Raw genomic sequence first — 16,098 nt, forward strand, 5'->3', positions numbered from 1 at the left:
TAATTGACACACTGAGAAAACGTTCTTTAAGTTAGCCTTCAAGGATAACTTGCCAACCAATAAGTGGGGCACCTTAGTGTGTTAATTTTCATGGATGTCCTCTAAAGCTCTTCATGGATGTCCTTTAAATTCCCTTAAGTTAGCCTTTGAAGGAGAACATACCAACCAATGAGAGGGGCACCTTAGGTTAAAATTTACATGGATGTCCTCTAACTCCCTCTAACTCCAAATTTACATGGATGTCCTATAAACTATCTGCTAAAGTTTGGTCTAAACTTCTATAACTTTACCGCCATAATAACCATACCTTTTCAATCAATCCAGAAAGCTAAATTACTGTTGATCTATTCACCTTAATCGTTTAAGTTAAGCAGGTGTAAAATATCTGTTAACACATGAGCGTTATGACTAACTGTAATGTCATTTATTTTGGAACCTGTTTGGAGAAATCATGTCATCTGATTCAAGCAAAGCGCCCCTAAGTTTTAAAGAAAAAATAGGCTACGGCGTCGGAGATATGGCTTCAAACTTCTATTTGGGGTTCTTCGGTTTATATTTGCTTTACTACTACACCGATGTCTACGGTCTTGCTCCTGCAGCAGTGGGGCTAATGTTATTAATTTCAAAAATCACTGACGCTGTTAGTGATCCTGTTATGGGGCTTATCGCCGATAGAACAGAGTCTCGTTGGGGGAAGTATAGACCTTACCTCTTATGGGGTGCTATTCCTTATGGACTGCTAGGCTTTGCTATCTTTTTTGGTCCTGATTTTTCCGACACTGGAAAGCTGATTTATGCTTATGTCACTTACATTGGGGTGATGATTGCGTTCACCGCAATGAATGTACCTTATTCAGCGCTGCTAGCTGTGATTTCACCTGTAGCAGAAGAGCGTACTAAGGCGACCATGTACCGATTTATTTGTGCAGGTCTTGGTGGACTGTTGATTGCCGCCTTCGCAACGCCACTGGTTAGTTTATTAGGTGGAGGTGACGACGTACTTGGGTTTCGTTTGACCATTAGTGTTTTCGCAGTGCTGTCTATCGCTCTCTTTTGGTTCACCTTTGCCGTCACTAAAGAAAGGATAAAATTACCTAAACACGATTCATCGGCTAGAAAAGATATGAAAGTGTTGTTTAAAAATACTTCCTGGGTTGTTTTAGCTATCGCTTGTGTGTTGCTTGTAGTGGCCTTGGTGGCTCGCTTTTCATCGATTATCTTCTACGTAAAGTATTATATGGGAGATGATGGAGAAGCCATTTTCCTTATTTTCGACCGCGTTGCATTGTTTTCATCAATTGGCCTTTTTGGGCAAATCGTGGGTTCTTTATGGACACCCACATTAACTCGGTTATTTAACAAACATACGATAGTGTTAGTGATGTGTTTGTTGCATACCGTGTTCTTAGTGATGAGCTATTTTATTCCCCCTGATATGTTCTGGACAGCGGTGTTTTTACATTTCTTAGGGATCACTACGTTTGGGGTGGTGATTACTTTGCTGTTTGCCATGTTTACTGATTGTGCTGAGTATGGAGAGTGGGAAACCGGCAAACGAACTTCAGGTTTGACTGTTTCAGCATCTATGTTCGCTTTAAAGTTTGGTTCTGCTGTGGGCGGAGCTCTACCCGGTTTCATTCTTGCCTATGTGGGGTTTGTGGCAAATCAAACCGTGTCGGCTTTTACAATGGAAGGAATTCGAGTCATGGCGACACTATTGCCAGCAGTGTTGTTTGCCCTAGGCGGTCTATTAATGTTGTTCTACAAGATAGATAGACATCTATTATATCGTATCGAAAAAGAACTTATTGAACGTAGACGTTTAAATAGTAGTGAATAAATCCACCGCCCCTAAACCTCTCAAGTAGGTTCTGAGGCAGGGGCTTCTGAACAATTGATTTTCTGGCTGTAAATCTCTACTTCTGAGGGGCGAAATTTAGAATACAACCTGAAAACAATTGTTCTATTTGATTCTCTTCAAAATAATCTGTTGATGGCGTCAAAGTCTGCTGTTTGGCTCCCTTATTCAGTTTCGGAAAAACTCCGTATCCGGCTAACAGACAATGCCAAGAGGTGGCTCCAAAATGTTGGTTTATACCCTGACGCACGAGCTCTTTGCTCAAATCATTTTTCTTGTACCAAGTATCAAGGATCAATAATAACGACTCAGATAAGGCCATATTGTCGCGATTTTCCCGCCAATACTCGCTGTCTTGGCGGCTATTTAGTTTGTAATGGGCAACAATATAATCTCGTATTCGTTCAAAACGCTCACTCATTTCCTTATTGTAGTCATTTTGAAACTGGTTTGAAAAATGCCCTTTTTCAAAGTTATCAATGAACATCTCGACTGATATTTGGGTTAAATGTAAGGCAGTAGCTTCTAAAGGTTCAATAAAGCCCTGAGCTAGTCCGATGGCGATACAGTTTTTACTCCAGTGTTCAGTTACCTGACCTACACGCATTTTTAAATGGCGAGTTTCAATATCTGAATCTAATAAACCGAGATGTTGTCGCAACTCTATTTCGGCATCAACCTTTGAAATATGTTGCGAACTGTATACGTAACCATTGCCTGTCCTATTCTTCAACGGAATACGCCAAGCCCAACCATTCGAAAGAGCCGTAGATACGGTTTCAACAGGTATCTTTTGAAGTGGTTTAGTGCCTATTACTAGTGCTGAGTCATTGAATAGATTGTTACTGAAGTCCTTGAACTTTACACCTAATGCTCCTTGCAACAGTAAAGACCTAAAACCACTGCAGTCCACAAAAAAGTCAGCCTCAATTATTTGCTCATTATCGGTATGCAGTCTTGCAATACTGCCATCAGGGTGCAGTTCAACATTTTGTACTTTCAACGCATGGTGTCGCACGCCTAAACTCATCCCATGCTTTTGTAAAAATCGCCCTAAACAAGCAGAATCAAAATGATAACCATATTCAATTTTAAACGGAAAGTTGTTTGGAGTAACAGGGCTTAAGTTATGTTTGGCCAGCCAACCATTGAAAAGAAACCTATCGCTGGAAGTACAAACATCACTGCCCATGCGCCGCCCAAAACAGTTGGCATAAAACGGACGTTCACTGAAGGTATCTAATTGTGAGATAAAAGGGTGGCTATAGGATTCAATGTTTGACTCTGGGCTCCAATGTTCGAACCTAATATTTACTTTGTAAGTAGCATGACAAGCGGGCATCCATTCTGATTCAGGTATATCCATTATCTCAAAAAAACGCTTTAAGGTGGGCGTAGAGCCTTCCCCCACACCTATAGTGCCAATATCTGGCGCTTCAATAACGTCAATTTCAATATTTTTGTCTTGCCATTGTTTGGCCATTAGGTTTGCCGCCAACCATCCAGCAGTGCCGCCACCAACAATTGCGATTTTTTTACTAGGCTGCATGTTTACCCACCTGTGTACTGAGCAATGAATTGGTCGTGGGGGAGCAAACTAGATAATGGTTTTTGCTTTTCAGCTAAGACTTTCTGCATCACATTTAACAGTGCGCTATCGCCGTATTTTTTGGCTACAGGGTGGTAATCTTGTGGCTGAATCCCTTGCCCTAACATAACTTGCAACCATGAAGCATCTCGGAAGATATCGTTGTTGTCATTAAATATGGCGGCCGAAGATTGGAAAGCGTCAATCTTTTCTTTTAACCTATCGGGTATTGTCATGTTACGCATATCTTTCCAAAAATCTGAATCATCCCGTTCGTTTACATGGTAATGAAGGACAATAAAGTCAGCTATGGTTTCAAATTCGCGTTTAGATTCTGCGTTGTACATGTTTATCATTGCTTCAGAAATGCCGTTATTTGGAAACATTTTTAATAAACGTACAATGGCGGCTTGAATCAAATGGATACTCGTTGATTCAAGCGGCTCTAAAAACCCGCTAGATAAGCCGATGGCAATCACATTTTTATGCCATTGTTGTTCAGTGCGCCCTGTTTCGAATTTGATTTTTCTAGGCTCATCTAAAGGTTTGGAATCTAAATTAGTCATCAAGGTTTGATGAGCTTCGTCATCAGACATATATTTAGAGCTGTAAACAATACCATTGCCATTGCGATGGGTAAGAGGGATGCGCCACTGCAATCCTTTTTTGTGGGCAATACTGCGAGTGTAAGGGAGTGTGGTTGGAAATCGCTCGCTAGGGACCGCAATAGCCGAGTCGGCAGGTAGAAGATTCTCCCAACTTTGGTACTTTACGCCTAGGGTTTTCGTGATAAGTAGCTTTCGCATTCCCGTGCAATCAATAAATAAATCACCACTAATTTTATTCCCATTTTTAAGATGTAACTCAGTAATAAAGCCGCTACTTTTATCCTGTACTACATGCTCGATTATCCCTTCAGTGCGTTTTACTCCAGAATTTTCCGCTAACTTTCGTAAAAAGCGGCCATACAACCCAGAATCAAAGTGATAGGCATATTGCATTTCGTAAACAGGATTTTGGGTATTAATTTTGTTAAATAAACCGCGTTCACAACTCAAATAATTTAGATCGTAATCCCATAAAGATGCCGTTGCGCCAGCTTGTTTTGCGTGCAGCCAAAAATGCTGAAAACTACAAAACCCAATGTTTGCACCAGGCGCACCAAAGGTGTGGTAGTAACTTTCTCCAGGGACTCGCCAGTTCTCAAATTTAATCGCAAGTTTAATTGTCGCTTTGGTTTCACGAAGGAATTGCTTTTCATCTACTCCTAAGTACTGATTAAATAATTGAATCGGTGGAATAGTTGCTTCACCAACTCCTACAATGCCAATATCTTCTGATTCAACTAATTCAATCTCAACCTGATCTTGAAGGACTTTTTTAAGTAAGGCCGCGGTCATCCAACCTGCGGTGCCTCCGCCAGCAATAACGACTTTTTTAACCGGCTTTTGCATAGACAAGATCCTTTAAATTGTTTCATAAGCGCCAGCTTATAATATTTCGTTTAGTATAAATGTAAAAAAGCCTCATGAGTCTTGCAACTATGAGGCTTTTTATCAATCAATATTAACGCATAACTACTTAGTAGAAAGAATAGTTGAAGTTAAGCATATATGAAGGTCCAAACTGACGGCGTGTAGTAACGATGCCGTTCGCATCAACTATCTCATCATCCACGTCAGTCAAGTTTGTACCTTGCAATGAAACCCGTAGACCTTGCAAATAGTCATGCTCTGACTCAGAGAAGTCATAACTAATTTGCGCATCCACCAAAGTCACACCATTGCGTTGTACAGTATCGATTTTGTTAGAGCCACCACGTTGATAAGTATAGTATTCACCACGGTCAGTTCCAGCCACACGTACCTCAAAACCACCCATTGCATAGTATGCGGTTAGTGAATATGTTGAATCCGATTGACCAACAAGCGGCGAACCATCATCTAACTCGGCATCAATGAATATCGCAGAGGCGGCAACACCAAAGCCGTCTAAGGTATCGCTAAACATGCCAAAAGGCACATTTGCTGTAAGCTCTAGACCCTGAACGTCACCTGTTAAACCATCTTCAAAGAATGAGTAAGTTCCATAATCAGGAGGCGTGATTAAGTCGCCTTCGTTATACACAACACCAGCAGGTTCATGTGGCCCTGTAAATAACGCTAGGCGATCATGGAAGCCTGGGATGTAGTAATCTGCACCGTTATTCGTTTCATCATTTCTGAAGTTAATAAGTGAATTATCACCACTACTTTCTTGGGTTAAATTCACTAAGTCTTTATAGAATAAAACCGCAGATAAATAACCTTCATCTTCAAAGTAGTACTCGTAAGAAACGTCAAAGTTATTCGACTCTAAAGGACGAAGTTCTGGGTTGCCTGCAAATTTAGACCAAGGAGAACCGTACTGATTCACTGCTTCCACTGTATTAGGGATAGCAATAAGCGTGATGTTTTGATCAAACTTCACAAAACTAGAGGCTTTCATTTGATCGATACGAGCACGACTAATGGCTTTATTTGCTGCAAGTCGTACGAATTGGTTGTCGCCCACTTCCATACTAATATTTACACTTGGAAGCACATGACTATAGTCTGCACCACCAGAAACTCGACAGCTATCATCAATTTGCTGGTCATTGTTATCATCACATACCGCAAAATTAGAACCTACGATACCGTTAAAACCTGAAGATGTTTGGTCCGTTTGAACGTATTGCACACCTAAATTACCGCTAACTGGGAAGTCACCTAACTCAGTTTCAAAATCAACTTTAGCATACAAGGTGGTCACTTCTTCTTCGACAACATAAGTGTCACCTAAACGATCAGGTTCAAGTAGACCGGCATCATTTAATGTGTATTCGCCGTCTTGGTAAGGAGCAAAACCGTCGTAAGCTACAACCATACCTAGGCCAGCCCAGGTTAAATCAGCCAATCCGTCATACAGATATTTAGATGGAATTGAATCAGAAAAAGGGAAGGCCGATGCGGTAGCAAAGAAGCCTTTATTGTCTTTATCTTTATAACGATCACTGTAATTGATACCAGCCGTAAGAGTGTGGAAAACATCACCGTCTAAATTACCTACAACTTCAAAGCGTACTGTGGTTAGTTCTTCTTTGAAATCCGCATAATTTAAGAAACCATCTTGAGCTTGAACATAACTGAAAGGTTGTCCGTTTGCTTGTAGTTCAGAATGATCGTCAAAGTTGTCCGCTAAATTAGCTAAACCGCCACCCCATGCTTGAGGTCCAGTTAATTGCAATGCGTTAGGGTCAGAGAATGCATCAAGTCCAGAGGTGCTTGTGAAATCAATACCATCTTGGCTCATCACGAACTCTCGTGTACCGAACAAAGATGGGTCAGAGGCGTCAAGGGCACCGTTACGTGCTAAGCCTGAGTATGATTCACCTTGCAAATCACGTTTAGTTGACTTGCTGCGAGCAACATCTAATTCAACTGACCAGTCGTCGTTTACGTGATATTCAATGTTCAAACCATAGACATTCAAATCACCATCTTTTTGTTTAGGGTTGTTGATTAAAACAGAGTTGGCGTTAACTTGTGTTCCTGTGGAATTAAAACCTGTACCTGTTACATTTGCTGCTTCAAAGGGTTCGACGAAACCACGAATAATCCCCGAGTCGGAGAAACTAATATCCAGCGCATCTATTACAATATCAAGATCGTCTGTTGGTTGAAATTGTAAGACAGCTGAAATCGTGTCTCTTTCTAAAACGGTACTTTGTACGTTGGTATCAAGACCAGAAGGTAAAATTTGGCCATCATCATTTGCCGGGTTATATCCCCACACACCAAATTTACGCTGATTATTTGGTGATTCAGTTGTTGCTAGCGCTACTGCAAGACCAATAGTATCGTCGGCAAACTTTTCAACAAAAGATAGTGAATAGCGGTGGCCTTTGTTATCGAATTCTGGATTATCAGATTCGCGACCACTAATTTCGTATACGCCAGTGACTGTGAGTGTTTCTTGAGCTTGTAAAGGACGCACAGTTTGTAAATCAACCGTACCGCCTATACCTTGCACCATCAAAGAAGCATCAGTGGTTTTGTAAACCGTTGCGCCTGTCATTATTTCAGAAGGGTATAAATCGTATTCAACACCGCGGTTATCACCAATCCCGATTAGTTCTCTACCGTTTAATGATGTACCGGTGAAATCTTCTTTAAATCCGCGAATTGAAATTCCAGATGTTCGTCCACCTACACGCTCTCCAGACATACCTGGTAAACGAGCCAAGGACTCTGCAATAGATGAGTCTGGTAATTTACCAATATCCTCTGCCGAGATTGCTTCAACAATGGAGGAGTTATCCATTTTAACAGCTTGGGCTCGGATTAAGGATCCGCGTATCCCGCTGACAGAAATAACTTCAAGATCTTCCGCCGCGGCAGCAGATTCTTGTGCTAAGGCATGGCCTGAAATCAAAGCTGCAGAAATAGCAGCCGATAATAACGCTGGTTTAAAATATGTGCTCGTTTTCATATGTGTGTCCCGCTAAGTGCGTTTTTTATGGTCAATATTGTTACTACAATGTTAAAAGTACTATCAAATGTAAATAAGATCAATATTTTTTCTTAATCGTTTAAGAGTTATTTTAAATAAAAACCATATTTTTTACATGAATAGAGCTATTTAAATAATCATTTTGACCTTTGTATAAAGCTGGGACTTACTCAGTGAAGCGAAAGTGTTTACTCTTACTTAAGAAAGTAAATGATTGCTAATATCTTTATTTATATTGGTATTGTGTTGGTTTTTTTAAATATTTTTTGAACTAGGATATTTAATTAAAGGTGGCTGTTCGACACAATTTTTAAATGCAATTCTAAATTAAATTAAAAGATTAAAAAGGAATAACAAAAACCAACTTAAATGATTTATATTATGAGTGTTTTCCCCCTAATTTCGGTCTAAAATAGGGTCGTAATTTAAACCATTAACACGGAGCATGCTAATGGCTGCAAACTTGTTATTGGGCCTATTATTTAAACTCAATCTTAGGTTAACCCTTTTGAGATAAAACCACAGCCTGATACGCTTTCAACTTTGCCCTTCCATCATTAATACGCAATTCTGAATAGTTGTTCCCTTGAATTTCAAAAGATTGCATATTATCTGGTAATTGAAAAATTGAATCCGTCTCTACAAAACTAAGTAGCACTAGCCATACCTGACTATCCAGAGTCCTAGAATAAGCGTAGACCTCAGGATTATCTTTGTCCACTTGCTGATAAGTGCCATAAATTAAAACTGGGTTATTGGTTCTAAGGCTGGTTAGTTGTCGAAAATGATTTAATACCGAGTCAGGGCAGGTTTCTTGGGCTGCCACGTTTACCTCTTTATAATCTTGATTGACCGCTATCCAAGGTAAATCGGAACTAAAGCCAGCATGTTCAGAGTTATCCCATTGCATTGGTGTTCGGCTATTATCGCGAGAGTAAAAGCTAAGATTTTGCATAAACTTTTTCATATCTCTACCTTCGCTTAAGGCTTTTTTATAACCATTCTTAGCTGCAATGTCTTGATATTCACTGATATGCTGAAAATAAATGTTTTTCATCCCCAATTCATCGCCAAAGTAGCAGTAGGGTGTGCCTCGCATGGTCAGTAAGAAAGTATTGAGCATTTTGCTGGATGCAACTCTGAATTCATCGCTATCATTACCGAACCTAGATACCATGCGCGGTACATCGTGGTTAGCTAAAAATATCGAAATCCAACCATTATCCTTAAAGGACGCTTCCCATTTTGAATGTACTTGTTTGAAATCGGCCAAGGTATGTGGGTCATCCAAGCCATTTCCTACCTCAACGCCTTCAAAATGATATACCATTTGCAGTTCGTTACGATCTTCATCAACGAGGGAGTGGGCATCTTCAAAACTACTTCCTACTCCCTCACTGACTGCAAATACTTCATATTTACTAAGTACTTCTTTATTCATTTCACGTATGTGATCGTGCAATGTCGGTCCCATGCCGTGGTGTTTTATTACATCCACTACATTATTCTGATAACCCTTTGGAAACGGTGGGAAAGAGGTATCTTTAGAAATAAATTGAAATGCGTCGAGCCGAAAACCATCTACTCCTTTTTTAACCCAAAAATGCATAATGTCATATATTTCTCGTCGTACTTCTGGGTTTTCCCAATTTAAATCCGGCTGTTTGGCTGAAAAATAATGTAGGTAATACGCATCTGTGTGTGCATCGTATTTCCATGCATCGCCTTTTTCGTCGAAATAACTGAACCTATAATTAGGTTTGCCGTTTTCCGCTGGCCACCAATGGTAATAATCACGGTACAAATTATAACGAGAGCTTCGTGACTGCTTAAACCACTCATGTTCGTCACTTGTATGGTTAACAACTAAATCCATGACGAATTTGATATCGCGGTCGTGAAAACCTTTTATCATCTCATTAAAATCATCCATGTTACCGAATTCGTCCATAATTTTGCGATAGTCACTAATATCGTAACCATTGTCATCATTAGGGGAGGCGTAAAAAGGATTAACCCAAACAGCGGTTACACCAAGACTCTTTATATAGTCGAGCTTTTCAATAATGCCTTTTAAATCGCCAATACCATCACCATCGCTATCAAAAAAACTACGAGGATAAATTTGATAAATGATTTGTTCTTTCCACCATTTTTTTGAAGATGAGGTTTTTGATTTAGCCATTTCACACGCTCCCAATTTCAGTCAAATACAAGAGGCTAACTAGAATTATTGAATTTTAGGTTGCTCGAATATAGCCACTGCTAATGTTTCTAATTATTTACTTTTCAAATTTAACGGGTTAATCCTAAAACGATTAAGGGTGATTTATCTAGATAATATAGTTAATTTTTAGAATTTAATTGGTTATTTATGCTTTTAATTAGATTGTTTAATTTTTAATTTAATCGATTAAGTTGAAGGTTTGAGTCATATTGAAATATCTAGTCAGCATCAAACTATGGCTGTCCATGATAAAGCTGATATTGAAATATCTAGTCAGCATCTAACTATGGCTGTCCATGATAAAGCTGGCATCAAACTATGGCTGTCCATGATAAAAATTGTGAAACATAGGTTGATATTATTGGATTAAGGAGAGGGACGAGTGGAGTCCAAAAAGCCTAGATGTAAATATCCCGTGAGGGTTAGTTCTGGGGGAGTGGGACGCGAGTTTATGCCTTTAATAGACCTAACTGACTTCTTCACCTTCGTACTTGCTTGCAAGATCATCTAATTCAGCACTGGTGCTGTCGAACCCAGTATCTGCATATTGATAAGTTACCTGCACTTTCAATGAACCTCGATACAGTTTTGCTTTAATATTCGGACGTTGCTCGGAATTCACATCGTTTAAAAAACGGTTAGCTACTTGACCACTGGGGAATTGATAAATAATTTGATTTTGCATATTCAGATTAAAGTGAGGTTGTTTTTAAGATTGCAGACTGTCGCCAATAGTGCATGTTCGACGGCACATTGGCAATAGTCAGGCTTGGCATATTTGCATTGTAGACTCAATTAATTTTTAAACTTAACCAAGCCCAGCTCAATACAGGCTATTTATTTAAATGTGAATAAATCACCCTGAGTGTTGTCATGATGGATTCTTTCACACTGGGCCAAAAAATTGAAATACTGTCAACTTCTCCTTGTCTAAAGTCTGCTTCTAATCGAGTGGCTACATCGTCCAACGGATTAGAGTTAACTTTGCGAGCAATATGCGCCAGCTTTCGGGCCTGAGTAAGTATTGCACTGCTATTGTCTTCCATCACAACTTTATCCATGTTGTGCATCGACTCTTCCAGTTCATTCATCAAGGCTCCAAGGTCAATAGCCAGCGACTGTTTGGGTGGATTTTTTTGTAAAAAAGGTAATAGATCGAACCAAACATGCGGGTCTCTTGGCATATCTAATTTAGCGAACTCTGGGGCTTGCTGAGGCTCAGGGCTAGGGCGCTGTTCTTGAACCTGTTTCAATTCCTCTTTATGAGCCGCTACTAGGGCTTTCTCTTTGACTTGTAATTTGGCCTGACTGGATTCTAATTGCTTCTGTGCTTGTTCCAATTCAGTTTCTTTATTGGCAATTTGCTGTTTATTATTGTTTAGTTCTTGTTCAAGTAGTTGTAACTTTTCAGTTAACTCTGACTGATTGTTATCTTGGGCGTTTAAACTCGCTTTTGTATGATCATATTCTGCTTGGATAGACTGCAATTCATCGGTTAGTTGTTGTTGCTCGTTGTGCATTTTCTGCACATTTTGTTCACTGTTTTGCAGTGCTTTTTGTTGTTCTGCTAATTGTTGTTGCAGCTTCAATTCCTGCTGCTCTTGCTGTTTCAGTTTATCTTGCAGTTCTTGGGCTTCTCTTTTTGCCTGTTCTAATTCTGATTGTAACTTTTGTTCACCGGATTGGGTGTCACTCACCTGTGATTCTGCCCGCGCTAACTCCTGCAGGCTTTGTTGCAGTTTCTCCTGCATTTGCTGGTTTTGTTGTTCGGCGTCACGTAACGACTGTTGTAATTGTTTTTTCTGTTGTTCGATTTCTGCATGATGTTGGCGCCATTGTTCATCACTTCCTTGCAGCATTTCTTTTTGTTTTGTGGCACGGTTTTCTACATCTGACAATTCCAATTTTAGTTGGTCGAGTTTTTGTTGTTGTTCCAGGCGCTCGCGTTTTTCTTTATCAGTTTGTCGCTGATTCTCGTCTAATTGTTGTTGAGTTTGTTGCAATTGTGCTTGTTTGGCTTGAACTTCTTGTTTCAAAGCTTCTTGACGCTGTTGCCACTGTTGATCACTTTCTTGCATTTCTCGCTGCTGTTCAGAGCTGCGCTGTTCCATTTCTAAAAGCTCAGACTGTAACTGCTCAAAAATCTTTTGCTGTTGTTGTTTAGCTGCTTTTTCAGCTTCGGTTTGCTGCGCGGTTTTTTGCAAAGCTTGTTCGGTTTCGTGTAGTTTCTGTTGTTTAAGTTGCAGCGCTTTTTGCAACTTATCTTGTTTGTCCTTCCAGCGTCGATTCGCTTCTTCAACTATTTGTTTTTGTTGTTGTTCACTACGTTTTTCCATTTCAAGCAATTCAGATTGCAAACGCGTCATTAACTCCCGTTGTTGGGCTTTTTCAGCTTCGGTTTGCTGTTTCGCTTGATTTAGACTCTGTTCTGCCTGTTGCAGTTTTTGTTGTTGCTGTTCAAGCTCTTGTTGCCATTGACGCTGCTGTTCTTGCAGTCTTAGTTCAGCTTCATCATTCTTTTGCTGTTGCTGTAGTTCACTACGTCTCTCCATTTCAGCCAATTCTTGTTGCAATTTCTCAAACACTTTTTGCTGCTCAGCCTTTGCCGATTTCTCTGCTTCTACCTGCTGTTCTTGTTGCTCCAAAATACGCTGGGTTTCCTGCAGTTTTTGTTGTTTTTTGTGTAACTCTTGTTGTAATTTTTGTTGCTGCTGGGCCCAGTGATTATCTGCTTCGGCTATTTTCTGTTGCTGCTGTTCACTGCGACGTTCAACTTCCGCTAAATCATCTTGTAATTGCTGCAATCGTTGCTGTTGCTGTTGTTTTTCTGCTTTATCTTGTTCAGATTGTTGTTGCGCTTGATTTAATATTTCTTGAGTTGCCTGCAACTGTTGTTGTTTATTTTCGAGCTCTTGTTGCAACAATGCCTGTTGTTTTTCCATATCGCCTTTTTGTTGTTTGGACATTTCTTCAAATTTATCCATCTCATGCTGCAAATGGTCAATATGACGGGCTTTATTGGATAATTCTGACTGGGCAACAAAACAGGACTGTTCGAGGTCACGTCGTTGTTTCTCAGCTATTTCACTGGCTTTACGTTGATTAATTAATAACTGACGTAATTTTTCACTGGCCTGACTAGAGCTAGATAACTTTGATTGCAAACTGCTGATCTGGTTGTTTACATCTGAAAGTTGTTTGTCTTTTTGATGAATAGATGTTTTGAGTTGGTTGATTTCCTCCTCAAAGGCAAGCATTTTTTGTTGTTGTTCTTGTCGTTCTGTTTCTAAATTGCGGGCGGTTTCTTCACTTTCAGCCAACTCTTTTTGAGCGTCGTTGTATTTTTTGTTGCTGTATTGCAATTCATCGGCAATTTGATTCCGCTGTTTTTCTAAGCCGTGAATTCGTTTACCGGTTTGCTCAAGTTGCTCGGCTAGTTCTTCATTGGCCTTTTCGCTGCTGGCTAGGGAATCTCGACTCTGTTGATAATCTTGCTGCAATTGATTCAAGTGTGCAGTGATATTGTCATGGGCTTCTTGTAGGGAAGATAATTCTGAGGTTTTGTCGGTTATATCTTCTTCGGCCGCTTTTAATTTGGATTGCGTATCAGAAAGGGATCTCACTTTACTGGCTAGTTGATCCTGGCTGCTTTCCAATAGTTGTTGTTTTTCAACAATTAATCGCTCGGCTGCTTGGTGCAAATTAATGGCTTCCAAACGTTCTTGGTCGGCTTTTTTAATAGCTCTTAAGTCAGTCCAAATACACAGTATTGAATCGAAATCTTGTCCCTTAAACATTGGTACAAAGGTAACCTGACAGGGAAGTTTGTGATTATTTAGGTTATGTTGCCAAGTAATTGATAGGGCTTGTCCGTCTTGTTTTATGTACTCAATTTTATTCTGTAAGTTATTAAGATCTGATTCACTATCATTGAGTGTCTCTGAATAGGGATAAAGCCCAAATAGTTCTTCTTGGTCTTCCACCGAGAAAAAGTCACACGCTGCGGGGTTAAGCTTGTTAAAACCGCCTTCGGTTAATACCGCCATTGGCATACTGCTGTGTAACAACAAACTCTCAAATTTATCTTGTTGATACTGTTCATCACTAATATCTGATATCCAACATAAATAATGTTGCTTTTCACGGTCGAACAATTCGATGTTTAACTCACTAGGATGTAACTGTTGTTGTTTGCCTATTAAGTTTGCATGGAAACCTTCTAAACGCCCATTTTTATGTAGCTTTTTAGCCGCTTTTCCAGAGTTTTTAGGATCATTAAATAATTGATAAAAAGAGCTTTTCTTTAACTCTTTCTCAGATAGATTTAAGCGTTGAGTCAACGCGCTGTTTGCCTGCACAATGCGATCGTCGTCATCAATCATGGCGATGCCAAGAGGCGCTTTGTTGATAATATTTGAGAAATGTTGACGCTCATGTTCAAGTAGCGCTTTCGTTTGTTTTAGCTCGCTAATGTCTTCTAACAAACAAATGGAACCAGCAGGATTGCCGCCTTCATCTCTAAAAGATTGAACCTTTACTTTTAAGGTTTTGTTCTCACCAGACGGCAAGGCTAAGCTCATTTCTTTGGCACTGCCAACACTCGTCGAATAAGCCATGCTGGGAGACTGCCCTTGGGGCATAACATCTTGAATGTCGGTCGGTAGCACCGGCAGTTGATATGCTGGCTGCCCTCGTAAATTCTCCGCCGAGGTATTAAAAAATAGTTCAAAAGCACTGTTACAGGCGACCACCATACTATTTTCATCCAATAATAGAGTAGGGTGACTGATGGAGCTAAGCATGCCTTTTACAAGCTGTTTGCTAGCAGCCAATTGATGTTTCAAGGCAACCTGCAGACTGATGTTAGTAACGGTGATATGGACATTTTGCGATTTACCCTTGTCATCCATGTTTAGCGGCAAGCCAACTAACCTGACATAGACATCGCCTGCATGGGCATCCAACTTACACTCTAAATCAATGGGTTGGCCGCGCTCCAACTCTTTAAGTCCCTGATTCCAAGCAAACTGTGTTTGTTGCGATAGATATTGTTCAAAGTGTTTAAGCTCACCGCTTAATTGCTCGTCATTGTTTGTTAACAGCTTAGAAAAAACACTATTGGTACTGAAGGTTTTTTCTGATAAGTCGATTTCTAATTGACCAATTTGGCTATTATCTAACAGTTGGTTATTCAGGCTTAATGAATTTACTAAGGTATCTATTTGTGACTGGGGAGCGGTGAAGTCGACTATGGATATAACTGACGCAATATTTTGTTGATTGTCTTTTTGCGGGGCAAATTCGAGTTGTAAATCGCGGTCTTTCACTGGGCCTATGAGTTGTTCTTTACATTGAATTTTAGCATTAATACCTTTTTCGATCTGTTCGCCATATTCTTTTTTAAACAGGGAGCTTAATGCTTTGCCATTTAAATTTTCAGCTCTGTTACCTAAATAATATGCTGCGAGTTTATTGCAATATTGAATTTCACCAGCGTGATTAACATGCACCATGCCGATATGGAAATTATCTAAATAGTAAGTATTTTGCTCGAGAATACGCTGATTTTCAGCAAGTTGATTAGCTACTTTTTTTTGTTTGATTTTGAAAACCATCATCACAACAAGCACAGCGAATACGACTGCGATAGCTATTAAACCGTATTCAATATTATCAGCAGATTGCTGCAATACTTGTTCAGCAATTGCATAAACATTATTTGTCATCAATAAAGTGCTTAGTGCAACACAGGTTTTAGACACGTTTTTAAATGCGTGCAGCGTCATTAGACTATTCCCATTCAACATATTGCAGATAGAGTAACCTGTCAGCTTTGAACAACAAATCTTTTTAAAAACAACTAGGTGTAGAAAACAATACGCAAGTAAATGG

The 16,098-nt window shown here is 39.7% G+C and carries 7 protein-coding genes; 1 reads left to right on the forward strand and 6 read right to left on the reverse strand.

Translation table 11 applies throughout. The features are described from left to right. Window positions 1–451: 451 nt before the first annotated feature. Window positions 452–1,840: an MFS transporter gene (locus tag AB6T38_RS17955; protein ID WP_372548613.1), complete on the forward strand. Its 1,389-nt coding sequence runs from the start codon at window positions 452–454 to the stop codon at window positions 1,838–1,840. A 76-nt stretch (window positions 1,841–1,916) separates the two neighbouring features. Here AB6T38_RS17955 and AB6T38_RS17960 read toward each other — a convergent pair whose 3' ends face one another. The 6 genes from AB6T38_RS17960 to AB6T38_RS17985 all read right to left on the reverse strand — a co-directional run bounded on the left by AB6T38_RS17960 (window position 1,917) and on the right by AB6T38_RS17985 (window position 15,992). Then, window positions 1,917–3,407 (reverse strand): tryptophan halogenase family protein, encoded by a 1,491-nt coding sequence (locus AB6T38_RS17960; protein ID WP_372548614.1) that lies wholly within the window; start codon window positions 3,405–3,407, stop codon window positions 1,917–1,919. Window positions 3,408–3,409: 2 nt separating this feature from the next. Further along, window positions 3,410–4,900, reverse strand: coding sequence for a tryptophan halogenase family protein (locus tag AB6T38_RS17965; protein ID WP_372548615.1), 1,491 nt, complete (start codon window positions 4,898–4,900; stop codon window positions 3,410–3,412). A gap of 127 nt (window positions 4,901–5,027) precedes the next feature. Continuing rightward, a complete protein-coding gene (locus AB6T38_RS17970) occupies window positions 5,028–7,958 on the reverse strand; it encodes a TonB-dependent receptor (protein ID WP_372548616.1) in 2,931 nt (976 codons plus the stop codon). 520 nt (window positions 7,959–8,478) lie between these two features. Continuing rightward, window positions 8,479–10,164 carry an alpha-glucosidase gene (locus tag AB6T38_RS17975; protein WP_372548617.1) on the reverse strand — a complete coding sequence of 562 codons (1,686 nt, stop codon included), beginning with the start codon at window positions 10,162–10,164 and terminating at the stop codon, window positions 8,479–8,481. Window positions 10,165–10,672: 508 nt separating this feature from the next. Next, on the reverse strand, window positions 10,673–10,891 hold the full coding sequence (locus tag AB6T38_RS17980; protein ID WP_372548618.1) for a hypothetical protein: 219 nt from the start codon (window positions 10,889–10,891) through the stop codon (window positions 10,673–10,675). A gap of 148 nt (window positions 10,892–11,039) precedes the next feature. After that, window positions 11,040–15,992: a PAS domain S-box protein gene (locus tag AB6T38_RS17985; RefSeq protein WP_372548619.1), complete on the reverse strand. Its 4,953-nt coding sequence runs from the start codon at window positions 15,990–15,992 to the stop codon at window positions 11,040–11,042. Window positions 15,993–16,098: the final 106 nt, after the last annotated feature.

Source organism: Aliiglaciecola sp. SL4, assembly GCF_041538045.1.
Lineage (GTDB): Bacteria > Pseudomonadota > Gammaproteobacteria > Enterobacterales > Alteromonadaceae > Aliiglaciecola.